Source organism: Synergistaceae bacterium, assembly GCA_017540085.1.
Classification (GTDB): Bacteria; Synergistota; Synergistia; order Synergistales; family Aminobacteriaceae; genus JAFUXM01.
In genome coordinates, this window is record JAFYBQ010000037.1 from 156,019 (window position 1) to 179,368 (window position 23,350).

At 50.0% G+C, this 23,350-nt stretch carries 20 protein-coding genes; 5 read left to right on the forward strand and 15 right to left on the reverse strand.

What is annotated here, in order from left to right:
• Positions 1–17: 17 nt before the first annotated feature.
• The 7 genes from IKQ95_09405 to IKQ95_09435 all read right to left on the reverse strand — a co-directional run bounded on the left by IKQ95_09405 (position 18) and on the right by IKQ95_09435 (position 6,231).
• Entirely contained in the window at positions 18–818 is an 801-nt protein-coding gene (locus tag IKQ95_09405) for a TIGR00282 family metallophosphoesterase (GenBank protein MBR4196912.1), read from the reverse strand.
• The gene (gene rny / locus IKQ95_09410; GenBank protein ID MBR4196913.1) at positions 815–2,419 is read right to left on the reverse strand and encodes a ribonuclease Y; all 1,605 of its coding nucleotides are present in this window, start codon (positions 2,417–2,419) and stop codon (positions 815–817) included. The genes IKQ95_09405 and rny overlap by 4 nt, the downstream gene beginning before the upstream one ends.
• A gap of 167 nt (positions 2,420–2,586) precedes the next feature.
• Positions 2,587–3,375 (reverse strand): histidinol-phosphatase HisJ family protein, encoded by a 789-nt coding sequence (locus IKQ95_09415; protein MBR4196914.1) that lies wholly within the window; start codon positions 3,373–3,375, stop codon positions 2,587–2,589.
• 44 nt (positions 3,376–3,419) lie between these two features.
• Positions 3,420–3,959, reverse strand: a complete 540-nt coding sequence (locus IKQ95_09420) for a metal-dependent hydrolase (protein MBR4196915.1) — start codon at positions 3,957–3,959, stop codon at positions 3,420–3,422.
• Positions 3,956–4,765: a metal ABC transporter permease gene (locus IKQ95_09425; protein MBR4196916.1), complete on the reverse strand. Its 810-nt coding sequence runs from the start codon at positions 4,763–4,765 to the stop codon at positions 3,956–3,958. Before IKQ95_09425 ends, IKQ95_09420 begins: the two co-directional genes overlap by 4 nt.
• A complete protein-coding gene (locus IKQ95_09430) occupies positions 4,758–5,414 on the reverse strand; it encodes a metal ABC transporter ATP-binding protein (protein MBR4196917.1) in 657 nt (218 codons plus the stop codon). Before IKQ95_09430 ends, IKQ95_09425 begins: the two co-directional genes overlap by 8 nt.
• Positions 5,407–6,231 (reverse strand): zinc ABC transporter substrate-binding protein, encoded by an 825-nt coding sequence (locus IKQ95_09435; protein ID MBR4196918.1) that lies wholly within the window; start codon positions 6,229–6,231, stop codon positions 5,407–5,409. The genes IKQ95_09430 and IKQ95_09435 overlap by 8 nt, the downstream gene beginning before the upstream one ends.
• 53 nt (positions 6,232–6,284) lie before the next feature.
• Here IKQ95_09435 and IKQ95_09440 point away from each other — a divergent pair, with 53 nt between their 5' ends.
• Complete coding sequence (locus tag IKQ95_09440; GenBank protein ID MBR4196919.1) at positions 6,285–6,812, forward strand: bifunctional adenosylcobinamide kinase/adenosylcobinamide-phosphate guanylyltransferase; 528 nt, start codon at positions 6,285–6,287, stop codon at positions 6,810–6,812.
• Positions 6,813–6,842: 30 nt separating this feature from the next.
• The gene (locus IKQ95_09445) at positions 6,843–7,355 is read left to right on the forward strand and encodes a restriction endonuclease (GenBank protein ID MBR4196920.1); all 513 of its coding nucleotides are present in this window, start codon (positions 6,843–6,845) and stop codon (positions 7,353–7,355) included.
• On the opposite strand, the gene glf is transcribed toward IKQ95_09445, so the two are convergent.
• Positions 7,343–8,446 (reverse strand): UDP-galactopyranose mutase, encoded by a 1,104-nt coding sequence (glf, locus tag IKQ95_09450; protein ID MBR4196921.1) that lies wholly within the window; start codon positions 8,444–8,446, stop codon positions 7,343–7,345. The two genes, IKQ95_09445 and glf, sit on opposite strands and share 13 nt — an antisense overlap.
• A gap of 390 nt (positions 8,447–8,836) precedes the next feature.
• Between glf and IKQ95_09455 the strand changes: the two genes are divergently transcribed.
• Positions 8,837–9,400 carry a response regulator gene (locus IKQ95_09455; GenBank protein ID MBR4196922.1) on the forward strand — a complete coding sequence of 188 codons (564 nt, stop codon included), beginning with the start codon at positions 8,837–8,839 and terminating at the stop codon, positions 9,398–9,400.
• Positions 9,401–9,592: 192 nt separating this feature from the next.
• Here IKQ95_09455 and IKQ95_09460 read toward each other — a convergent pair whose 3' ends face one another.
• From IKQ95_09460 to nifJ, 6 genes are all read right to left on the reverse strand, one after another.
• Complete coding sequence (locus IKQ95_09460; protein ID MBR4196923.1) at positions 9,593–10,570, reverse strand: aldose 1-epimerase family protein; 978 nt, start codon at positions 10,568–10,570, stop codon at positions 9,593–9,595.
• Positions 10,570–12,066, reverse strand: coding sequence for a UDP-glucose--hexose-1-phosphate uridylyltransferase (locus IKQ95_09465; GenBank protein MBR4196924.1), 1,497 nt, complete (start codon positions 12,064–12,066; stop codon positions 10,570–10,572). Before IKQ95_09465 ends, IKQ95_09460 begins: the two co-directional genes overlap by 1 nt.
• Before the next feature lie 76 nt (positions 12,067–12,142).
• Positions 12,143–13,423 carry an EAL domain-containing protein gene (locus IKQ95_09470; GenBank protein ID MBR4196925.1) on the reverse strand — a complete coding sequence of 427 codons (1,281 nt, stop codon included), beginning with the start codon at positions 13,421–13,423 and terminating at the stop codon, positions 12,143–12,145.
• Between the two features lie 10 nt (positions 13,424–13,433).
• The gene (locus IKQ95_09475) at positions 13,434–13,877 is read right to left on the reverse strand and encodes a DNA-binding protein (GenBank protein MBR4196926.1); all 444 of its coding nucleotides are present in this window, start codon (positions 13,875–13,877) and stop codon (positions 13,434–13,436) included.
• Positions 13,878–14,063: 186 nt separating this feature from the next.
• Positions 14,064–14,840, reverse strand: coding sequence for a hypothetical protein (locus tag IKQ95_09480; protein MBR4196927.1), 777 nt, complete (start codon positions 14,838–14,840; stop codon positions 14,064–14,066).
• 68 nt (positions 14,841–14,908) lie between these two features.
• Positions 14,909–18,538, reverse strand: coding sequence for a pyruvate:ferredoxin (flavodoxin) oxidoreductase (gene nifJ / locus IKQ95_09485; GenBank protein ID MBR4196928.1), 3,630 nt, complete (start codon positions 18,536–18,538; stop codon positions 14,909–14,911).
• Between the two features lie 326 nt (positions 18,539–18,864).
• Here nifJ and IKQ95_09490 point away from each other — a divergent pair, with 326 nt between their 5' ends.
• Positions 18,865–20,346, forward strand: a complete 1,482-nt coding sequence (locus IKQ95_09490; GenBank protein ID MBR4196929.1) for an AMP-binding protein — start codon at positions 18,865–18,867, stop codon at positions 20,344–20,346.
• A complete protein-coding gene (locus IKQ95_09495; GenBank protein ID MBR4196930.1) occupies positions 20,346–21,833 on the forward strand; it encodes an AMP-binding protein in 1,488 nt (495 codons plus the stop codon). The genes IKQ95_09490 and IKQ95_09495 overlap by 1 nt, the downstream gene beginning before the upstream one ends.
• Before the next feature lie 33 nt (positions 21,834–21,866).
• On the opposite strand, the gene IKQ95_09500 is transcribed toward IKQ95_09495, so the two are convergent.
• A complete protein-coding gene (locus tag IKQ95_09500) occupies positions 21,867–23,282 on the reverse strand; it encodes an oligosaccharide flippase family protein (protein MBR4196931.1) in 1,416 nt (471 codons plus the stop codon).
• Positions 23,283–23,350 lie beyond the last annotated feature (68 nt).

Genomic DNA, 23,350 nt, shown 5'->3' on the forward strand with positions numbered 1-23,350 from the left:
GCACCCCAGCTACATTCCTACGTCAAATCATCCGCCGGAAGCTGTATCCTCTCAATGCCTACAGCAAGCCCGGTGTCCTCGTCAATGTCAATAATTACTCCGTTGAACGCCGCACCCGATTCGCTGGCCTCGAATTTGCACGGAAGACCGTCAATGAATTTCGGCATGACTGACTCATAGCTCACGCCTAATATACCGTCATGGCCGCCCGTCATACCAGCGTCAGAAATATACGCCGTGCCTTTCGGGAAAATCCTTTCGTCCGCCGTCTGAACATGCGTATGTGTCCCGACAACCGCGCTCACACGCCCGTCAAGATAGTACGCCATCGCCTGCTTCTCGCTCGTGGCCTCCGCGTGAAAGTCCACGAATATCGGCAGATTGTCCCCGCCCTGTGATTTGAGGTCGTATATCAGCCTGTCAGCACAGTAAAACGGGGAGTCTATCGGCGGCAAAAACACCTGCCCCTGAAGATTCAGAATGCCCAGCCTTTTGCCCTTGCGTTCGATTATGCCATGACCGCGCCCGGGACATGACGGGGGATAATTCGCCGGGCGGAATACTCTCGTCTCAGCGTCAAGAACGGGGAAAAATTGCGGCTTGTCCCAGATGTGATTGCCGCTTGTCATAGCGTCAACCCCTAACTCTATGAAGCCGTCAAATATTCTGTCGGTCATCCCTTTTCCGTGTGCGGCGTTCTCGCAGTTTACGATGACAAAATCAAACGGGCCGTGTTCCCGCCGTATTACAGGCAGCGCATAAGCAAGAGCCTTCCTGCCCGTGTTCCATGAAACATCGCCGGAAAATAGTATCCTCATTTCGCAAACTCCGCCGCTTTCGTCTCACGTGTTACGCTGACTTTGATTTGCCCGGGGTATTTCAGCTCGGCTTCTACCCTTCTTGCTATGTCGAACGCTAATTTATGCACTGTCCCGTCATCTGTCCTTTCTGCGTTGAGCATTACGCGGACTTCTCTGCCCGCCTGCATTGCGTAAGCCTTTGTTACGCCGTCAAAACTCTGCGCGATTTCCTCTAACTTTTCGAGCCGCTTAATGTATGCGTCAAGACTCTCACGCCTTGCACCAGGACGGGACGCGCTTATAGCGTCAGCAACAGACACAATCACTTCATACACCGAGCTTACTTCGAGATTGTCATGATGGCTTGCGATACAGCTCACTATTTCGGGACGCTCGCCGAGTCTCCGCGCCAAGTCAGCACCTATTTCAGCGTGAGGGCCTTCCGTCTGTCGGTCGATAGCTTTCCCGATGTCGTGAAGGAGTCCTCCCCGCCGGGCTAATTCCTCGTCAAGCCCTAACTCCGCGGCAATTATTCCGGCAATCTGCGCCACCTCTATGCTGTGGGACAAAACATTCTGCCCGTAGCTGTAACGGAATTTCAGCTGGCCGATCGTCCGTACAAGCTCGTTGTTCATGTTCTTTATACCGAGTTCAAGAATGACATTCTCGCCCTCCGTAATCATTTCGTCGTCAATATCGCGGGCGGCCTTCTCGATTAACTCCTCGATACGTGCGGGGTGAATGCGTCCGTCAACAACCATCCTCTCCATAGCTCTGCGGGCGATCTCTCGGCGTATAGGGTCAAAGCTGGAAAGTGTTACTGCTTCGGGGGTGTCGTCTATGATGAGGTCTACTCCTGTGAGGCTCTCGAATGTCCTGATGTTGCGTCCTTCGCGGCCAATTATGCGGCCCTTCATTTCTTCTGACGGGAGCGGCACAACGCTAATGCTTGACTCCCCGGCACTTTCTACAACACATCGCTGCATTGCGCCTATGATGATGTCGCGTGATTTTCGGTCTGCTTCCCGCTGGTACTGCTCTTCAAGTTCTTTGAGCCTGAGTCCGAGAAAGTGCTTTGCGTCTGCTTCTGTGCGGGCTAAAAGAATTTCCTGCGCCTGCTCGCGGGTCATGGCGGCTACTTCCTGTAGTTTCTCTTCCTGCTGCTGTATTGCGGCTTCGAGGTCTGAGCGGCGTTTTTCGATTTCCTCCTGCCGGGATTTGAGTTCGTCTTCTTTTCGGGTTACGCGGTCAATTTTCTTGTCGAGGTTGTCCTCTTTCTGTTCGAGTTTTCGCTCTGTCCGCTGAATTTCGAGCCTGCGCTCTTTGATGTCCTTCTGCGCTTCCTGCCTGAGTCGGGTTACTTCCTCGCGGGTCTCGGTAATTTTTGCCTGCTTGATCCGTTCGGAATTTTCTTCTGCTTCCCGGAGCATGTTGGAGATTTGGTTCTTCACGCCGTTCACTTTGGCATTGTCCCACGCCCTTAACACCGCATATGCCAGTCCGGAGCCGGCAATGAAGGCTAATACTGCTAATGCTAGTTGCATGATTGAAGTTATCCTTTCTGTGTGTAAGTGATGAAATTTATATTCCCAAAAAAAGAAGGGGTGCTGATTAATCATTCTCGTAATTGGGCAGATATTAAAAAAATTTTACCATAACCACACGAAAAGACTCCTGCTTATAATTGCGTGTCCGTGCTGTGCTTCTCTAAGTCCGGGTATACAATTAAGCTCACGAGTTGAAACGGGAGAGCCGCCGAAAGAGGATACGCCCCCGCTTTTCCCCGCTAAAGCTCATGATACATCGGCTTCATTTTCTCGAACGTGCAGAACCTCCGAAACCCTATATCCCGCAGAATATCCCGCGCCTGACTCACATGGTCATAAATATATTCCGGCGAATGTGAGTCGCTCCCAAGCGTGATAATTTCCCCGCCCATGTCATGATAGAGCGTCAGAATCTCCAGGCACGGCTGTGTGTCTTTGAGACCGTATCGCCATGAGGCCGTGTTCATCTCGATACCCTTCCCGCTGTCTATGACGGCCGATAATATTTCGGCTATTATGTCTTGCGCCTTCCTGAACGGATATTCCCCGGCCATGTCGTAACGCCTCATCAAATCCATGTGAGCCAGCACAGAATAATCACGATACGAGCGCACTACCCTCAATAATTCCTCGTAGTAGCCCCGGTTGTATTCGTCCTGAGTTTTTCCCGATTGATATTCCTGATTCCAGAAGCATTTGTTTCCGACCTGATGGACGCTCAAGAGTATAAAGTCAAGATCATCCCGGTACTTCTCGCACAGTGATTCATACTGCCCTGTTGTGTGAGACTGGACTCCGCACTCAAGCCCCGCCCGTATTGTGATTCTGTCCGCGTATTTCTGCCTCAGTCCGTCAATCTCCGCAAAGTACAGCGGGTAATCTATATCTTCATACCTCACGCCGTAATCTACATGATCCGTGAAGCAGATCTCATCAAGCCCAAGCTCGCACGCCTGAAGAACCTGACGCTCCATAGGTATATTGCTGTCCTCGCTGTAATAGCTGTGAATATGATAATCGCACTTCATATTTGTTTCCTCCGCAGCAAAATCAAGAATGAGTGAATATCCTGCTATATGCTCCTCCACAGGGCAAGCAGGAAATCAACAAAACTGGATACCGTAAACGTCCTTACCATGAACGCAATCAATGAAATTCCGACACAGCATAGGACAAAATTTTTCTCGCCCCGGCTCATTTCGCCGATTTTTTTCGACATGTGGAATACGTGCATTCCCACGCTCCTTTTCCAGGGGAGCAGGAAAGGCACTGTACCGCACCACGCATCCTCCAAGATATGCAGAACACATCCCATCAGCCAGAAGCCAGCGCATGACCACACATCAAGATGGGCATTCCTCCCGTCAACAAGAACTGACAGACGCGGCACAATCCAGTGAGACCGCTCAAAGCACACCAGTGCCATAACAAGCCACGGAACAAACCAGTGTGTGTAACGTCTGTGATACCTGTTGCGCCTCTTCCCGAATATCACATACTCAGACGAATCCGGGAACGTGCTGCCCAAAAAGCTGAATGTCGCCGCCAATGGAGACCCAGTAGCACCCAGCACAAACGCAAACGTAGAAAGCCTATGCCCCTTCCCCGTCATGGCCGTACCCCCGAATATATTTTCATGAGCATTAATATTGTTACGTTCGACAGAATCACGCCCGCCCCCGCCGGTATGCTGAAGACGAACGACACAGCCAGCCCCGCCAAAAACGCAATCACCGATATTACGCCCGAAATCACGACAAGAGAACGGAAGCCCCGCGCTATTATTTTCGCAGACACCGCCGGAAGGATTATCACTCCCGAAATTAACAGCGTTCCCGTTATCCTCATTCCCGCGACAACTACAAGAGCCGTCAAGACTGATACGACAAATTGATACATGGCCGTGTTGATTCCCAGAGTCCTCGCGTAATCCGCGCTGTATGTTATGAGAAACAAGCGATTATAGAGAATCACGAATGACGAAATCACAACAGCCGCCAAAAACACCGCAATCCACAAATCCGAGTTGCTCACAGCAAGAACGCTCCCGAAAAGATACGCGCTCATATTCGAGGATTTCCCCGTGAGTGATGACACCGCTATACCGAAAGCCAGTGCCGCTGAGGATGCTATTGCTATTGCCGTGTCGCCCGCCGTGCGGTATTTCCTGCTGACGTACATAATGACGAATGAGGCCGCTATCACTGAGGGAGCCGCAATATACATCGGCTGAATGTTCAGTGCTGACGACAGAGACAATGACGCAAAACCGATCTCAGACAGGCCATGACCGATTAAGGCATAATGTTTCAGGACGAGAATCACTCCCAGCACTGACGCGCATAACGATATGAGAGTCCCCGCAATCAATGCCCTGTAAGCAAACGGATACGACAGAATTTCGAGAAGGTCATTCATGATTGAGTCCTCCGTGTGAAATATCACTTGCGATTTTCCCGTGAGAGATTCGAATCACGCGGCCTTCAGGGATTCCGTCAATGTCGGAAATGTCATGCGTAACCATAACGACCGCGCACCCGTCCGAAAGAAGCCCCCGCAGTATCGTGAAGAGTCTCTCATGCGTATGAGCGTCGAGTCCCGCGCAAGGCTCATCAAGCAGCAGCAATTCAGGATTCCCGCATATAGCCCGCGCCAAGAATACCCGCCGCAACTGCCCGCCGGAGAGAGTCCGAATCTCACTGCCCGAAATCCCGCCGATGTTCAGCGCATTCATGGCCGACTCTGCCTGCTCCCGGTCTTTACGTGTGTGGAATAATTTTCCCGGACGCTGAGTCCCCGTCAAAACAATCTCACGAACACGCGCAGGAAAATCCCGGTCAGCGTCTTCATACTGCGGAACGTATGACATTCTCGGAGTCCTCACGAGAGTCCCTGACGAAAGCTGAAGAAGCCCGGCGATTCCCTTCATGAGAGTCGATTTCCCGGAGCCGTTAGAGCCTGTGATGAATATCATCTCGCCGGCATTGGCCGAAAGTGATACCCCGTCAACCGTCGCAATGTCCCCGTACTTTATGACAGCGTTATTCAGCCGCAGGCACTCAGTCATTCATGGCCTCAGAAATATTCCTGTAGTTGTCATTCATGATTTTCAGGAACGTAATATCATCGTCAGGCACAAAATGACCCGTCCCGAAAGTGAGAAGCTCCGCGCCTGTCTCATCGCTTATCGTCCGGGCAACATCACCAGCCCCGTTGATGTCCGTGAAAATATAGCGTACTTTATCCTGCTGAATGTGCCTGATTATGTCCGACATTCTCCGCAAGGACGGTTCATTCTCGCCTTCATACGCGCTGAGATACTCGAACCCGTAACGCCTCACGAAATATCCGGCGGAAAATTCCCCTGCGAAAATTAACGGTCTAGGCTTCCTCATGGCCGAAAATTTCCCGTCAAGCTCTCTGAGTCCGGCGCATAATGTCTCAGCGTTGCGGGCATATTCTGATGAGTTGCCCGGGTCAGCCTCAGACAGTCCGCGCAGAATGTTCATCACCATTTTTTGAGCAAGCGACAAATCAAGCCATATATGCGGGTCATTGTCGGTCAATTCTATTCCGTCTGAAGCGTCAATACTCCGTGTGTCTTTGAGGGACTGCGAGACTTTCACCGCCCAAGGCTCCATCAATGCACCCGTGAATATGAACACGTCCGAGTCATTCAGAGTCTTAATGTCGCGGGGAGACGGCTCATATTCGTGAGGCTCAGTTCCGGGCGGAAGGAGTAATTCTACGTCAGCAAGAGTCCCGGCAATGCTCCGTGTGAAATCGTAGACGGGAAAAAGGCTGCATGTTACGGAAATTTCAGCATGTGAGGCCGAAGCCGTGAGAGAGAAAAGCACAAGTAATATTAGAGTTTTAAGTTTCATCAGCAAAATTCCTGAAGGAAAAATTTTAGAGTATTATAGCAGACATGTTGATATTGATTTTCGGAAGTGCGTCAAGCGGGAAAAGCCGTTACGCGGAGTCGAGGCTGTCAGAATTACCCGGGAGTCCAAAAATTTATGCGGCTGTCTCAGAAGTATACGATGACGAAATGAGAGAGCGAGTCAGAATCCATCAGGCAATGAGAGCGGGAAAAGGCTTCATGACGATAGAGCGTCCCAGAAATTTGGCGGGCATGAATATTCCTGCGGGGGCTTCCGTGATGATTGAGAGCCTCACAGCGTGGACGGCCAACGAAATGTTTTCCCCTGAAGGCGTGAAGAGTCCCGGCCATGTTGCGGGGAAGGTGTACGGCGATTTGCGGGTGATAATGTCGCGGGTGAAAGGTGCCGTGATTGTTGCTGACGATATATTTTCGGACGGCGGAGAATATAACGCTCTCACGGAAAATTACGTGAAGGCACTTGCGGATTTGCTTGTGAAAATTGCGGCTGAGGCTGACGAGGTTATAGAAATTATTGCGGGAATGCCTGTATTCTACAAAAGGCGGGCGGATAAATTATAATATCACCAAATTTTTTGACGGCGTAACAATATGAATGATCGCAAACTCACACTGAACAATGAAGAGTCCTCAGACTATGCGAACTTAGTCAGCCAGATTCTTGCGAGGGTAAGCAACTTGTCCCCCGCAGGTTTTGAGCAGCTTGTTACGGATTTATTGATACGCATGGGCTACGAGGTCTTCAAGAACGCCAAACGCCGAACGAGTCCCGGAGCGATTCAGGGGATAATCATTGAGGATCGCCCCGGCTATAACCCGATATATATTCAGACGCGGAAACTTGAGAGAGGCAGCATAATAACAAGCTGGAACATGCAGAGTTTCGGCGACGCTGTAGAGCGAAAAGCGGGGCGCGGACTCCTCGTAACAAACGCTTCATTCTCAAAGCCCGCGCAGGATTACGCGAAGGAGAAACGTATCATCCTCATAGACGGCCATATATTAGCCCGCCTGATGATCGTGCATAATTTCTGCATCAATGTCCGCGAGGTCGTAGAGGTGAAATCGCTTGACCCCTCGGCCTTCAGCGACTACGAAATCTGAGACGCAATCTCAAGCGCACGCAGTAATGCCGCGTCCATGTCGTAATATTTGTACTCGCCGAGTCTCCCCGCGAATATCACATCAGGACATTTTTCCCGCGCAAGCTCCTTGTACTGTTCACATAATGTATTGTTCCGCTCATTGTTGACGGGATAATACGGCTCCGTTCCCGGCCTCCATTCCGCGCTGTATTCGTGCGTCAATACGGTGTCTTCTGTTTCAAGTCCGGGGTAAAAGTGCTTATGCTCAATCGTCCGCATGTAGGGTATATCTTTGTCCGTCCAATTTATTACCGCGTTGCCCTGAAAATTTCTGACTCCCTTCATGAGTTCATGCTCAAATCTTAATGTCCTGTATTCAAGATGTCCGAGACTGTAATCAAAATATTCGTCAATCTGCCCGGTGAAAACAACTTTTCCCGCAAGCCCGTCAAAATTCCCCCTGTCAGAAAAATAATCACAGCTCAGTCGGACATCACAGCCTTCAAGAAGTTTCCGTATTATCTCCGTGAAGCCGTCAACAGGAATCCCCTGATACAATGCGTTGAAATAATTGTTGTCGTAAGTGTAGCGGACTGGGAGACGCTTTATGATGAACGCGGGAAGCTCACTGCATGGCCGCCCCCATTGCTTTTCGGTGTAGCCCTTTATGAGGCGTTCATAGATGTCGCGGCCGACGAGGCTTATTGCCTGCTCCTCAAGATTACGGGGATTCGTTATGCCTGACTCGCGCCTCTGGGACTCGATTTTTTCGCGGGCTTCTTCAGGGGTAAATACGCCCCACATTTTGTTGAATGTCCACATGCTGAAGGGCAATGAATATATTTCCCCCTTGTAGTTTGCGACAGGTGAGTTTGTGAATCTGTTGAAGTCGGCAAAATTGTTGACATAATTCCAGGCTGCCCGGCTGTTTGTGTGGAAGATATGCGCCCCGTAAACATGGACATGAATCCCGCTGATGTTCTCGGTGAAAATATTTCCGGCGATGTGATTCCGTTTATCGATGACAAGGACGGACTTCCCCCGGCTGTGAAGCTCATGTGCAATCACCGAGCCTGTGAGTCCTGCTCCGACAATGAGACAGTCATACATGAAATTTTCGCTCCTTTTTGGGATTATTGTTTTCACGCATAATTTACCACAAAGTTATTCAGTATTGCTGCGGTGAAATATATACATCAGGAAATCTTTTGCAGCGACAACGAGAAGCCACAGCAGATATACAGCTCCTCCGAGAAGCCAAACGCCAACAATACACCCAACACACTCTTCCATTCTCAGAATATCTCCCTGTCTCAGAAATTGGAAATACGGCCGGCAGAGTGAAGGGCGAATGCGTGTCCTTAATGAGTGCTGTTTCAAATAAAGCCCGCCGTACTCCTAGTAGAAAGTTTACACTACATAATCCGCTGTAAAATATTTCGTAGCATATGTGGTATTATTTCGGGCATATTTCGGTTTTAAGCAAGGCAAGTGATTTGTATGTATGATATAGCACTCTGCGAGAACTCTCCCTCTGACGCGGTAGAGCTTCAGAATATCCTTGATGACTATGAAGAAATATCACACGAAGAACTGAGAGTAAAGCACTTCATCACCGCAGAATCCCTCATGCAGTCGATTACATCAGAAGGCTACAGGCCCGATATAATTTTCACTGACATAAATCTTCCGGGCATTTCAGGAATAGAAGCCGCAAAAAGACTCAGGGCGGGGAATTTTCCCGGAAATGTCATATTCATTACAGCCTCAGAGAATTACGCCCTTGACGCTTGGGAATTATGCGCCCGGCAATATATCATAAAGCCTGCGACAAAGGACAAAATATTTTCCGCACTCGGCAGAATTTTTCCCGCAAGAAAATTTATCATCGTCAGGCAAAGAAAAGCCGTCCGCAAAATTTTCCTGAATGAGATTCTATACTGCGAGACGCACGAAAAGTATCAGGCAATAATTACGCGGTCTGAAGAAATTTCTGTGAGGATTACGGCGCGGGACATGAGAAAACTTATTGCCCCCACCGCAAGAGTAATTTTACTGAATTAGGGTCAGCATATCTCATTAATCTTGAGAATGTGAGAATGCTTGAGGAAGGGAAAATTATTTTTGACGGAGGAAAGGAGCTGAGTATTTCGCAGAGGAGATTCCGAAAGGTCAAGCGCGATTTCCTCAGCATGTGAAGAAAGAAGCCCCCCGGCGTTTTCGGGAGGCTCACGGATTTAGCACCCGCCGAAAATTTCACTCCGAGAATTTCAGCCTCACAGAATGCTTCACGCTCCCATACGGTGAAAGCGTCATCAGCCGTCCTTCTCTGCGTTCGCGTTCACGTCCCATAATGTAGCACGTTGACGGCTCAAGCCCTAAAACGTAATCGCCGCTCTTCATGTTCTTCCACTGCGCCAAAATCGGCAGGGTGTCAAGCGACCACGAAAGCTCCGCCGAAATTCCCAGCTCAGGATTCTTCAGCCGCGCAAATGCTTCCGTCTCCATCTCGTTGAAGAATACCTGCTCTTCCTCGCCGTCAATAGGTTTGCAGAACGTACACTGACTCGCAAGTCCCTTCTCCGCGTAGGGAGTCCTCGGAGTTACCTTGCGTTTTTCGGGAAGCTCAAGCACCGCCGACTCACTCAGCATAGGCCAGCCGAAATTCATGTGATACAGCATCATATATTCTGCGGGTTCGGGCGTAAGGTTCGTTATTTCGTCCTCAAGCAGAATTTCACTTTTCCACGCCGGAATCGTGTAACGCCGTCTCACGCTGAAGCAGTATTTTCCCTGCGCCGTTTCTCTGACTTCACCGCCCACGAAAATATTATCCCCATCGCTGTAACCGTAGAGTCCTTTCGCGCTGAGTCCGTGAAAGCGTCCGTGCAATGGGTGAAATTCTCCGTTGTCGACATTCTCCGGGCCTGCCGATAACATTCCGCACGTGAAGAGCATTCCGCCCGGAAAATAGCGGTCAAATTCGCCGTGAACAGGCAGAAATCTTGCGGGCGAGTCGTAGCCGTTCTTTGTCGTGTAATTGATGTTGACCCCCCGGAATTTTACCCGGCCGATATCGAGTCCTGAGTCCGGGAGAATGTCAAGCTCAAGCCCTCCCGCTGTCGTAACCTGGTACATTGCGATTCCCCGTGCGTTGCCCTCGTCAAGAATAACACGCCGCACTCCGTAAACCTGCTCTTCATTGCCGACATAAGCGCGAAAATCTTTTGTCATCATCTCAATACCTCCTGTGAAAATTTGTCGAATGCCGCTAAACCTTCCGGCGTTCTCTTGTACACTCCGCTGTCCGTCAATACCTGCGTGAATACATGCCCGACTTCATCGCGCAGCATATTCCGCACATTTTCTTCACCCGCAAGACCGTCATATTTCGCCCTGAGTCCCCTGTACCATTTCTCGTGGGCTTCAAGCTCTGACGGGAGAGTCTCTTTTCCCTCAAGCCATGCCGAGCGGATTCGCTCCAACGCATTTTTGAGACGGGCGGGAAGTACTGCGAGTCCCATTACTTCAATCAGCCCGATATTTTCCTTCTTGATGTGATGGACTTCCGCATGAGGATGGAATATGCCTAGGGGATGTTCCGCGCTTGTCCTGTTGTTACGGAGGACTAAATCAAGCTCGTAATCTTCACCGTTCATTCGTGCGATGGGCGTTATTGTGTTGTGCGGCTCACCGTCAGAATACGCGAGAATCCCGGCGGACTCGTCTGTGTATTCGCGCCATGCAGACAAAATTTTATCCGCGAGATTCACGAGTGCTTCAGGCTTCCGTGAACGGAGTCGTATTGCTGACATCGGCCACTTTACGCGCCCCGCTGTGATTTCGGGATTGCCTGTTGTGTATTCCTTCTCGACAGGAGCGACAGCCATCGCGAAAGTGTATCGCCCGCCCTGATAGTGATCGTGCGAGAGAATAGAGCCTCCTACAATGGGAAGGTCAGCGTTTGACCCTATGAAGTAGTGCGGGAACATTGACACGAACGCAAAGAGATTCCCGAACGTCTCACGCGAAATCAGCATAGGCACGTGATTTTCGTCGAGGACAATGCAGTGTTCATTGTAGTAGCTGTACGGGGAGTACTGGAAGTACCATCTTTTTCCCTGCAATGTTAGCGGAATGAGCCTGATATTTTGCCGTGCGGGGTGTGCGTGATGACCGTAGAAGCCTTCATTTTCGCGGCACAATAAGCATTTGGGATAGCCTGTTGATTTTATTGTTTTGGCCTTTGCGATGTCGCGGGGATCTTTTTCGGGCTTTGACAGGTTGATGGTGATGTCTAATTCGCCGTAGTCTGTCGCTGTCTTCCAACAAATATTTTTGGCGGTGCGCTCTGAGCGTATGTAGTTTGACGAGACTCCCAGCCTGTAGAAGTAATCCGTAGCTTTGACGGGCGACTCGGCCATGAGAGTCCCGAACTCCGCAATAACATCTGACGGACGCGGGGTCAGTGCGCCCATTAATTCGGTGTCGAGGAGATCGCGTTCTGTCTCTGTGTTCTCGATGATGTGATTTTCTGCTGACCAGTCGAGAATCTCAGCGAGGATTGAGTCGGGGGAAGCGGTGAAATTTTCGGTGATTGTCTCAGGCTCAAACGAGTTAATGCCAAGTATGCCGATTAATGAATTTGCCGCCCACGTAGAATCCTCCGGGGCGATGAGTTTGTGATAAAGCGCAAAATTTATCAGCCTGTTTATATGACGGTTGACCATTGCGGGAATGCCTCCTTTGTGTGAAAATTTTTCGTGGGAAATTCTGAGGCTATTTTACCGCAGGGAACGCGAAATTTTAGCGTGCTGTTACTGTTTCTATACCCCTTTCGAGCGCGAAAAGCTCATCAAGTTTCATAGGCCGCCCGAAATAATACCCCTGCGCCTTGTCGAAACCTATAGACCTCAGATATTCAAGCTGTCCGGCTGTCTCGACTCCTTCCGCAAGTGCCTGCATTCCCATAAGCCTGGCCATCTGTAAATTTGAGCTGATTATGTATTTTGCCTTCTCTGACTTCCGAATGTCGAATCCGTTAAGAAATTTCATGTCGAATTTTATCGTGTCAAAATTGTAATCCTTCAGAACGTTCAATGACGAATACCCCGACCCAAAGTCATCCATCCATATCTCATAGCCCATTGCCCTGAAACGCTCAATCCCAAGATTAAGCACCGTCATGTCCTCGTCGTTAATGCTCTCGGTAAGCTCAATATTCATCATGTTACGGGGAATTTTGCTGACTGTTACGGCGGACTCTATCTCGCGTATTATGTCGCAAAGCTCAAAATCAAGCCGCGACAAATTGACCGACAAAGGCACAACGGGAAGCCCTGCCTCATTCCTGAGCCTGTAATCACCGCATACTTTCTTGACGGCGTAAATGTCGAGCTTGTGAATCTCCCTGTAATTTTCGAGGGTAGGTATAAATTCGTTAGGGGGGATTATTCCTTTCTCCGGGTCATTCCACCGTGCTAAAGCCTCAGCCCCGCAGATTTTCCCCGTTGAGAGTCTCACAATCGGCTGATACAGGACAGTGATATATCCGTTCGACATGGCCGAGTCCAGCGTGTCAAGAATATGCTGCTGAAGCTCAAGCTCTCGGCTCATTCCGTCATGGAACATGCACGAGCTGACAGAATGATTTTTGCGGATTGAGTCGCAGGCCAGTTTTGCCCTGTCGCATGATGAGCGTATGTCGTCATCATCAGACGGGAAATATATCCCCGCCCTTAGCCGTAACGTAACATCCTCATGAAGCGCGTACAAATATTCCTGAACCGCGCCGATATTCATCTCAGCTACAGCCCAGTCAGTAAGCACTATGAAATTGTCGTCCGAGAATCTCGCTATGAGGCTGTCCCCGAAAGTGTCAGGTGAGAAAACGCCGCCCAGAATCAAAGCAATCTCCCTCAGAATGTCATCGCCGCGCCCGAATCCGAAACGCTTGTTGAACATCTTGAAGTTGTCGAGATTGAACCATATGACAGCAAGCCCCCCCGCCGTGATTTTCCCCGCCTGCCTGTGAAATTCGTTGCGTGTGAGAAGACCGGTGAGCCTGTCTTTTTCCGGGCAGCCCATGAAGTGATAATCAGTCTATGAACTCGAAAAGGTTTAAGCCGACTTCCTCATTCATTTTCCGCTCTACTGTGAATCCGTTTGCGCCGCCGTCTGAAATGTCGTCAACAATCATCTCGCAGGTTGCGCTGACTCTGGCCGAGCTTAAATGCCCCCCGAAAACATTTCCGTGAACATCGCCCGCGCTCATGTGTATATGAGGGTAAAATTTTCCGTTTTTGGTCGTTACTGTTCCCCAGAGGCTTGTTATTTCGGCGGGGAAGGTGAAATGATTTGAGTGATACTTCTTTTCCTTAACGTCAAACAGTCCCACAATGAAATCATCAACCGCTCCCAGTGCTTTCACTTCAGCAAGGGTGATTTTCTCGGACTCACAAAAATTTTTCAGGGACGACATAATTTCCTCGCCTCTGTCAATGCGGACAAAGTATTTATTTCCGAATCTCCTGAACTGCATAATGACTCCTCCTGTGATTTTGGGTGATTACGCACATTATAATACAGCAGAAAAAATGCGCCCCTCCATATTTCAGGAAGAGCGCAAGAATTTTCCTTTGTGTGAGTTACTGCTACTTTGCTTCCGCTGAGATTGCTCCCATTTCAGCAAGTGCTTTATACGTGAGATAACGCTCTCTTGCTTCGGCTATGTCTCTAACGGCAAATGACGCTCTAATAGATATTTCGTGAAATGACTGCTGTTATATGCTGCAAATTTCTGGTACTTGTCGCTCTTATCCTCGTTTGCGTAATCACATATCCCCTTGATGATTATTGCTTTTGGTGAGGGAGCTGAAAAATGCACAGCTGAATAAATCACACTGTAGGATTCCATGTCTAAACCTATTGTTGACGGGAATAACGGCAATACACGTTTAAGGACAAATTTATTGTTCGCCACTATCGCACTTCCGCACGCCATCGGCCCTATGTAAATATTAAACTCGTTGTCATCGCGTCCGATTGTGCTCCTAATTACAGAAAGAATTGATTTGTCAACTGCTATGCTTCGTGGTCTGGGAAGAAATCCTAAATCACCGAAACGCATCTCAGATTTATACGGCCCTACAAATTTTCCCGTTGAGTAATCCCACACAATATCAGGAACAAGTATATCCCCGTATATTTGCTCTATTCCCTCGCCAATTCCGGCTGCTATACCGCACATTATCAGGTAACGGGGACGGAAATTTGATATTACCTTCGCACATAACAAAGCTGATGAGGTCATGCCCATTACCTCCTGTTGTGCCGTTATCAGTTTGTACTTTTTTTCCTCACGCGTAAATTCTGTCTGATAGTATGTCTGACTGTCTCCGGGAATTTTCACTTTGTCCCATTCATCATAGAGACTGAGAACTGATTCTGTCTCAATTTCTACTGCTGTCAATATTGCCGCTGTCGTCTGGTATCCTTCAGTCATTTTTCTCAGCAAAGCCGGGCATAATCGCTTACACCCGGCTGTTAATTTCTTACTGTGTTACGTTGATACTACTTTGCTTCAGCTGAGATTGCTCCCATTTCGGCAAGTGCCTTGTACGTGAGATAGCGTTCTCTCGCCTCAGCCGCGTTCCTGTCGAAAAGCTCATCAGCGATTGCGGGGAAGCCTCTCTTGAGTGATGAGTATCTGACTTCGCCCATGAGGAACTCTTTGTAGTCCTTCACGAACGCTTCAGCGTCATCAAACAGTTTCGGTGCTTTGCTGTCGAGTGTGAACGGGTTTTTCCCGGCCTCAACATCAGGGTTGTACCTGTAAAGGTGCCAGTAGCCTTTTTCGACCGCCAGTTTTGTGCGCTCCTGAGTCTTGCCCATTCCAGCGCGGATTCCGTGGTTAATGCAAGGGGCGTAAGCGATGACTAATGACGGGCCTTTGTGGGCTTCTGCTTCCTTCAGTGCCTTCATGAGCTGGTTTTTGTCCGCGCCCATTCCGACCTGTGCAACGTAAACAGTGCCGTATGTCATTGCCATTCTGCCGAGATCCTTTTTGCGGGTTCTCTTTCCGCTTGCCGCAAACTGTGCAATTGCTGCTGTGGGTGTTGACTTTGACGACTGTCCGCCGGTGTTGGAGTAAACTTCCGTGTCAAGAACGAGAACGTTGACATCCTCGCCGCTTCCGAGAACGTGATCGAGTCCGCCGTAGCCAATATCGTAGCCCCAGCCGTCTCCGCCGAATATCCACACGGATTTTTTCACGAGGTAGTCTTTGTACTCGCAGAGTGTGCAGACTTCCTTCTGTGCTTCCTCGCTGAGGTCATCGAATGACATTCCGCAGTCGCAGCAACCGCAGCAAAGTTTGTCGAGGCATTCCTCAACTTTCGCCGCCGCCGCTACGCTCGCTTCTCCGTCCTCGTGAACGTCAAGCCAGCCCTGTAACGCTTCCTTCATCGGTGCGGGAACGCCGTCCATCTTCACGAGAGCTTCAGCCGCTGAAACAAGGTAGTTGACCATGACATTCAGCGATAACTTCATGCCCATTCCGTATTCTGCCGCGTCCTCAAATAACGAGTTGCCCCAGGCCGGGCCGTGTCCGTTCGCGTCTGTCGTGTAGGGCATTGACGGAGCAGAGCCGCCCCAGATGGAGGAACAGCCGGTAGCGTTCGCGACGATCATTCTTGAGCCGAAAAGCTGTGTGATGAGTTTCGCGTAGGGAGTCTCACCGCAGCCCGCGCAGGCTCCGCTGAACTCAAACAGAGGTCTCTGGAACTGTGAACCCTGAACGGTGAACTTGTCGCCCGCGTCAGCCTTGTCCGCAACGTTCTCAAATGCAAACGTCCAGCGGTCAATCTCTGCTGTCTGTGTTGCTGACGGCTTCATTTCGAGAGCCTTAACCGGGCAGATGTCCGCGCAGTTTCCGCAGCCGAGACAGTCGAGAACGTCAACCTGCATTTTGTACTTGTAGCCTGCCGCTTTGAGTTTCGGTGCTTTAACGTCAACAGCTCCGAATCCTTCAGGGGCGATTGCCTGCTCCTCAGCGTTAAGCAGGAAGGGACGAATTGCCGCGTGAGGGCATACCATTGAGCACTGGTTGCACTGAATGCACTTTGCGCCGTTCCATTCGGGGACGTTTACGGCGACTCCGCGCTTCTCGTACTTGCTTGTGCCTGCCGGGAAGTGTCCATCCTCGTAGCCGTCAACAAATGCGCTTGAAGGAAGTGTGTTGCCCTTCTGAGCGTTGATTGTGTCAACCTGATAGCTGATGAATCCGGGAATCTCTGTCGGGAGTCCGGGGCGTTTGTGAGCTTTGTCCTCTGCTGTCTTCCATGCTTCCGGAACGTTAATCTCAATGAGTCCCGCGAGTCCTGCGTCAACAGCGGCGTAATTCATCTTCACGATGTCCTCGCCCTTTGCGCCGTAGGATTTTACGATTGCTTCCTTCATGTAGGTTACAGCGTCTTCAATCGGGATAACCTTTGCGAGCTTGAAGAATGCTGACTGCATGATTGTATTTGTGCGTGAGCCGAGTCCGATCTTCTGCGCCTCGTCTACAGCGTTGATGACGTAGAACTTGCAGCCGAGGTTAGCGATTTTGCGCTTCAGGCTTGCGGGCAGGTGTTCCTCTAATGCCTCAAGTGTCGTCCACTGTGTATTGAGCAGGAACGTTCCGCCTTCCTTCATGCCCTGGAGAAGGTCATACTGATTCACGTACTCCTGTTTGTGGCACGCTATGAAGTCTGCGTGGTCAATGAGGTATGTTGACTTGATGGGCGATTTGCCGAAACGCAGGTGCGACATTGTGATACCGCCGGACTTTTTCGAGTCATAGTCGAAATATCCCTGCGCGTACATGTCTGTGTGGTCGCCGATAATCTTGATGCTGTTCTTGTTCGCGCCGACTGTGCCATCACTGCCGAGTCCCCAGAACTTGCAGCAAACTGTTCCCTCCGCCGCGGCGTTGATATGCTCATCGGGGATGAGTGAGCTGTCGTTCACGTCGTCAATGATTCCGAGTGTGAAGTTGTTGCGAGGCTCAAAGAGTTTCAGGTTGTCAAAGCAGACTTTGAGATCTGACGGCGTTGTGTCTTTCGAGCCGAGTCCGTAGCGTCCGCCAACAATCTTGGGAGCGCGGCAGTTTCCTACGAACAGCGAGCATACATCCTCATAGAGAGGCCCGCCGAGTGCGCCGACTTCCTTCACGCGGTCAAGAACTGCGATTGCTTTCACTGTCGCGGGTAATGCCCTGAAGAAATATTTGGGTGAGAACGGGCGATAAAGGTGGACTTCAACGACTCCGACTTTCTCGCCTTTCGCGTTGAGGTAGTCTACGGTCTCTTCAATCGCCTGACACACTGAACCCATCGCAACGATTACGCGCTCTGCATCGGGTGCGCCGTAGTAGCTGAACGGGTGATACTCGCGGCCGCAAATGCCTTTGATGTCTTCCATGTACTTGGCTACGATGTCCGGCACTTTGTCATAGAAAGGCTGTGAGGCTTCTTTCGCCTGGAAGAATATATCGGGGTTCTGCGCTGTACCTTTCGTGAAGGGCTTTTCCGGCCTCATTGAACGGTCTCTGAATGCTGCAATCGCGTCATAGTCTACGAGTTTGGCGAGGTCTGCATAGTCGAAAGCGTCAACCTTCTGAATCTCGTGGGACGTTCTGAATCCGTCAAAGAAATTCAGCACGGGTACTGATGACTTAATCGCCGTAAGATGTGCTACTGCGGCCATGTCGTGAGCTTCCTGCACTGAGCCGCCCGCAATCATCGTGAAGCCGCACATACGAGTCGACATTACATCGCTGTGGTCTCCGAAAATCGAAAGCGCGTGCATTGCTATGGCTCTTGCTGTTACGTGGAAGACTCCGGGAAGAAGCTCGCCCGCGATTTTGTACATGTTCGGAATCATGAGGAGGAGTCCCTGTGATGCCGTGTAGGTGCTGGCCAATGCTCCCGCCGACAATGCGCCGTGGCAGGCCGCCGCCGCTCCTGCTTCTGACTGCATTTCGGTTACTTTGACGGTTTTGCCGAAAATGTTCTTGCGTCCGTGCGCTGCCCATTCGTCAATGTGTTCAGGCATGGGCGAAGAAGGCGTGATGGGATAAATCGTCGCCATTTCGGAGAAGGCATACGCTACGTGAGCGACAGCCTCATTACCGTCCATAGTTTTCCAGTTTCTTTTCATGAAAGTAAATACCCTCCCTCTGGAATTGTGAAACGTTATGAAATTATGTTTGTGAAAAATTTATGCGCTGTGAAATATTCTACTACAAGTGAAAAATATTTACACACTGCTTTTACTGGGAATTTCAGCGGGATATATGGAGATTGAGCCGTGTTTGATAAAATTCTCTGTACATACAAAAGTTTCACACAGGAGGATTCATTTTCACATGTTCAGAAATTCAGGGGCAGGGAAATTTTTACCCGTGTCAAATCTGTCTTCCTGCTCTCTGATTTATCGTGTCAAAAGAAAGGAGATAATGAAAAAAATTGCGGCTGGATAAAATTATGGATAAATATTTGTCCTCAAAGCCTGAGGATAATTGCTGCTGGTTCAATGGCGGATGGATTAGCCGTAAAGATTTCGCGGTGCTTGCTGACAGGTGTACTGAAATGCTGCGGGATTCGGGATTCTCGGAGGGTCAGCGGCTTGCAGTACTCATGCCGAACTCACCCATGACTCTTGCGGTGATTCTTGCGTGCTGGAGGCTCGGCGGAGTTTTCTGCCCGCTCAACGAGAAGACCGGGGAAATTTCCCTGCTGAAGACTCTTGACCTGCTGAAGCCGTTTGCGGTGATACTGTCTGAAGGCGTGAAGAGTGATTTAGAGTCAGCCCTCACAAAAGCGGAATGGCCTTGCGTGAGACTGGGCAACGAAAAATTTTCGGGCGCGGAGAAATTCGCAGGCAAGACTCAGACTGCGGACGATTACGACAAAACATTAGCTGTAATATTCTCCACGTCAGGCACAACAGGAGACCCTAAAGCCGTACCTCTCACACACGCCAACATTCTCGACAACATCAACGCCTGCCTCGAACACGTTACAGACCTCAAGCCGGAAGACTCCCTGCTGAACGTCCTACCGAATTTTCACGCATTCGGCTTCACAATCTGCTGCGTGTTACCGTTTGTGCTGGGCGCGACTCAGGTAGTCGTTACGGGCTTCATGCCTCCGTCAAACGTCATCAAGGCTGTGGAGGCGACTCACCCTACTGTGCTTCTTCTCGTTCCGACAATGCTGGGATTTGTCGCGTCATATCTCGAAAAGCAGGGCAAAAAGTTATCGGGCATAAAGTTATTGATTGCCGGGGGCGACAGGTACAACCCGAAAATTGACGACAGAGTCACGGCGGCTTTCGGCGTTCCTGTGATTGAGGGCTACGGAATCACGGAATGTTCTCCCGTTTTGGCGGTCAACCCGAATCCCTCTGTCCGCAAACTCGGCACTGTCGGGCCAGCATTGCCGCGCTTTGAGTTACAGCTGAGAAGTGAGTCGGGAGAAATTCAGAGCATACCGGGCGAGGGCGTTTTGTGGACGCGGGGGCCTTCCGTTACAGCAGGCTACTACCACGCGCCCGAAATCAACAAGGAGCGATTCATTGACGGCTGGTTCAACACGGGCGACTATGTTCAGATTGACGCGGACGGCTACATCAAGATTCTTGACCGAGTTACGGACATCATCATAGTTGGAGGGTTCAACGTCTACCCGCAGGAGGTTGAAGCGATTCTTGCCGAACATCCCGCCGTCAACATGGCCGTAGTTGTCGGAATGCCCAACGACATTAGCGGGGAAGTCCCGAAAGCATACGTGATTAAGCAGCAGGGAGCGGAAGTAACAGAAGGGGAATTAGTGAAATTCTGCAAAGAGAGATTATCACACTACAAAGTCCCGCGTAGTGTTGAGTTTGTCGACAGCCTTCCGATTTCGGCGACAGGGAAAATTTTGCGGCGCGTTCTGCGTCAGAAAGAAAGGGAGAAAAATTAATGCGCCTCGAAAATATCATCATGCCTAGGCTTGAAGAAAACCCCTCCGAGAATTGCTGCTGGTGGGACGGAAAATGGCATACCCACAAAGACCTTCTCTCACTCATCAGCAACTGTGAGAACGTATTACGGGCTTCAGGCTTCACACGCGGTCAGAAACTTGTCGTAATGCTCAGAAATTCTCCGCTCATCCCTGCATTGTCGCTCGCTGTGTGGAAACTCGGCGGGATATTCTGCCCCCTCAACGAGAAAGCCGGACTCGAATCGCTGACGGGGACTCTTGACCTGATTCAGCCTTTCGCGGTAATCGCAGAGCATGAGATTCCCGGCCTCATGGATAAATGGCCGTTCATTACGTGTTCGCTTGACAGTGTGAGCCTTCCTGCGTTCACGGGAAAAACTCAGAGTCCCGAATCTGACTCGCTGGCCGTGATTTTCGCCACTTCAGGCACGACAGGACTCCCGAAAGCCGTCCCATTAACACACGAAAATTTAGCGTCAAACTGTCAGGCCGTCCGCGACACTGTAACAAGCATGAGCGGAAAAGATACATTCCTCACGGTGCTGCCTAACTTCCATTCATTTGGCTACACTGTAACGATAATCCTTCCGCTTACGATGGGCGGAAAGCTGGCTATTGCTCCGTCATTCCTTCCGCCGACACCGACAATACGCGCCATAACAGAGGCGAAAATTGATGTGATGTTCGTAGTCCCGGCAATAATGTCGTTCCTTATGATGTCGGTTGAGAAAGGGAAAATGCCCCCCGAACCCCTAGCCCGTATCCGCATAATCTGCACGGGAGGCGACAAGCTGAATCCCAATGTGCATAAGCAGGCGTTAAAGTTTCTTGGGCGCGACATAATGGAGGGCTACGGCCTCACGGAAACCTCCCCGGTTATCTGCGTCAATCATGACTGCGTTACACAGAAAACGGGCAGCATCGGCCCCGTTATTCCCGGCTATGAGTACAAGCTCAAGACACGCGAAGGGGAAGACACGACAGAACGCGAGGGAGTATTGTGGGTGAAAGGGCCGTCCGTAACTCCCGGCTACCTTCACGCCCCGGAGATTACCGCCGAGAGATTCGACGCTGAAGGCTTCCTGAACACCGGCGACTATGTGAGGCTTGAGACTCATGACGGCGAAGAATATGTGTATATTCTTGACCGGGTTACGGATATTATCATTGTCGGGGGCTTCAACGTTTACCCGCAGGAAGTCGAGAAAGTTTTGGCCGAACATCCTGCGGTGCGTCAGGCTGTTGTTGTGGGAATGCCTCACGACATAAACGGTCAGATTCCCAAGGCGTATATCATGCTTGAGGACGGAGCAAAAACGGACGAGCGCGAAATAATCAAGTACGCAAAAGAACACCTCGCACATTTCAAAGTTCCGAGAAGGGTAGAATTTGTTACGGAGTTTCCTCTTTCAGGGACAGGGAAAATTCTGCGGAGAGTCCTGCGGGACAGAGCCGCCGGGAAATAAGCATATTGCCTCCTCAGAATAACGGGGAGGCTTTTATTTTGCGCGGAATTTTGCGAGCTTGGCTGATGATTTCTTCCACAAAGTTATGATAATGTTTTTGTTCAGCGCGGTGAAAAATATTATGCTCATGATGATATTTGCTGCGTCAAGATATATATTCCTCACAAAGCAAAGCGCGCACATAAGCGAGAGGAACAGCACGACAAAAATCACGTGCTTCTTGTCATATCTAATGCTGACCATTTTCCTGCATTCCTTCATTCTGACTGCACCAACAACGGCATAGCTTACCACTGTTGAGACTGAAGCGGCATATATCCCGATAAACTTAATCAGCGCAAGATTTATAGTGAGGTTGCATATTGCGGCCATAAATGTTGTGGTCGCTATTCCTTTCGTGTTTTTGTTGGCAGTGTAAATTCCTCCGAGAAAAGCACTGATTATACTGAAGAATGAAGCCATGAACAGAATTGGCATCTGATTGTAAGCGTCAGAGTAATCACCGCGCACGAGGATTGCGAAAAGCACGGGTGTTGAAGCGATTATCAGCCCTAGCAGCCCGGCCATGAGGTCAAAAATTCCCCTGAACATGTAAGTGTAGTACTCTGACCTGTCTTTGTCCTTCATTGCCAGACTGGCATTCTCAGTCCATGCCATAGAGAAAGTGCCGTTAGCGATATTCAGGAGGTGCGGTATTTTGTGGGCTACGGCGTAGGCGGCATTGGCGGGAAGACCTATGAACGAGACAATGAGGAATCTGTCTGAGGCATGAATTATCCACCATGCAAGGCTGTTGAAGACACTCGGCCATGAATATGAAAGCAGCTGCTTTATCTTTTCCGCGCTGAACAGAGACAGGTCTATGAGGCTGAATATTCTGAGCCTGTACATCAGGAAACACATTGACGAGGCCGACGCAAGAAGCACGGAAGCTATTGCACCGGGGAGTCCGGCACGGAACAGCCAGAGAAGTATAATTATGAACAGCACCTTGAACGAGGCATTTATAACGGAGCTTAACGAGTAATCCAGATTGTTTCCCAGCCCACGCGTGAAAAGACCCATTGTATTGTTGGCGAGGCTTACGGACATATAGACGCAGGCCAGAAGTCGCACTGAGGGCTTTCCCGGAATGAAGAAGAAAAACGGAATCAGCGTAACTAGAGACATGACAGCGGTAAAAATCACGGTGTTTGAGATAATGCTTCTGATTTCGGGGAGATTCTTCCGGGCATCGATAAGGTAACGGAATGCTGCTGACCTGATGCTTAGGGTGGTAATAGGAAGCACCATCGAAAACACCACGAAAACAAGGTCAAATATTCCGTACTCAATTTTCGTCAAGCAGCCTGTCAGCACTGGAAGCGTGATGAAGACTCCGAACTTGGGCAGTATAGTTCCCAAGGAGAAAATCAATGTATTTTTCAGTAGATTTACCTGCCTGCTCAACGGGAAATATTTTCCTCCTGAATAATATAAATTGGTGTGATAATTTTATCGCGGATTATAACATGACA

Bases quoted from the DNA above. Each gene is read 5' to 3' on its own strand.
- IKQ95_09455 (MBR4196922.1), top strand. From the start codon at position 8,837: ATGTATGATATAGCACTCTGCGAGAACTCTCCCTCTGACGCGGTAGAG.
- nifJ (MBR4196928.1), bottom strand. From the start codon at position 18,538: ATGAAAAGAAACTGGAAAACTATGGACGGTAATGAGGCTGTCGCTCAC.
- IKQ95_09480 (MBR4196927.1), bottom strand. From the start codon at position 14,840: ATGACTGAAGGATACCAGACGACAGCGGCAATATTGACAGCAGTAGAA.
- IKQ95_09465 (MBR4196924.1), bottom strand. From the start codon at position 12,066: ATGGTCAACCGTCATATAAACAGGCTGATAAATTTTGCGCTTTATCAC.
- IKQ95_09430 (MBR4196917.1), bottom strand. From the start codon at position 5,414: ATGACTGAGTGCCTGCGGCTGAATAACGCTGTCATAAAGTACGGGGAC.
- IKQ95_09470 (MBR4196925.1), bottom strand. From the start codon at position 13,423: ATGGGCTGCCCGGAAAAAGACAGGCTCACCGGTCTTCTCACACGCAAC.
- IKQ95_09420 (MBR4196915.1), bottom strand. From the start codon at position 3,959: ATGACGGGGAAGGGGCATAGGCTTTCTACGTTTGCGTTTGTGCTGGGT.
- IKQ95_09475 (MBR4196926.1), bottom strand. From the start codon at position 13,877: ATGCAGTTCAGGAGATTCGGAAATAAATACTTTGTCCGCATTGACAGA.
- rny (MBR4196913.1), bottom strand. From the start codon at position 2,419: ATGATTAATCAGCACCCCTTCTTTTTTTGGGAATATAAATTTCATCAC.
- IKQ95_09495 (MBR4196930.1), top strand. From the start codon at position 20,346: ATGCGCCTCGAAAATATCATCATGCCTAGGCTTGAAGAAAACCCCTCC.
- IKQ95_09460 (MBR4196923.1), bottom strand. From the start codon at position 10,570: ATGACAAAAGATTTTCGCGCTTATGTCGGCAATGAAGAGCAGGTTTAC.
- IKQ95_09425 (MBR4196916.1), bottom strand. From the start codon at position 4,765: ATGAATGACCTTCTCGAAATTCTGTCGTATCCGTTTGCTTACAGGGCA.
- IKQ95_09405 (MBR4196912.1), bottom strand. From the start codon at position 818: ATGAGGATACTATTTTCCGGCGATGTTTCATGGAACACGGGCAGGAAG.
- IKQ95_09490 (MBR4196929.1), top strand. From the start codon at position 18,865: ATGGATAAATATTTGTCCTCAAAGCCTGAGGATAATTGCTGCTGGTTC.
- IKQ95_09415 (MBR4196914.1), bottom strand. From the start codon at position 3,375: ATGAAGTGCGATTATCATATTCACAGCTATTACAGCGAGGACAGCAAT.
- IKQ95_09445 (MBR4196920.1), top strand. From the start codon at position 6,843: ATGAATGATCGCAAACTCACACTGAACAATGAAGAGTCCTCAGACTAT.
- glf (MBR4196921.1), bottom strand. From the start codon at position 8,446: ATGTATGACTGTCTCATTGTCGGAGCAGGACTCACAGGCTCGGTGATT.
- IKQ95_09435 (MBR4196918.1), bottom strand. From the start codon at position 6,231: ATGAAACTTAAAACTCTAATATTACTTGTGCTTTTCTCTCTCACGGCT.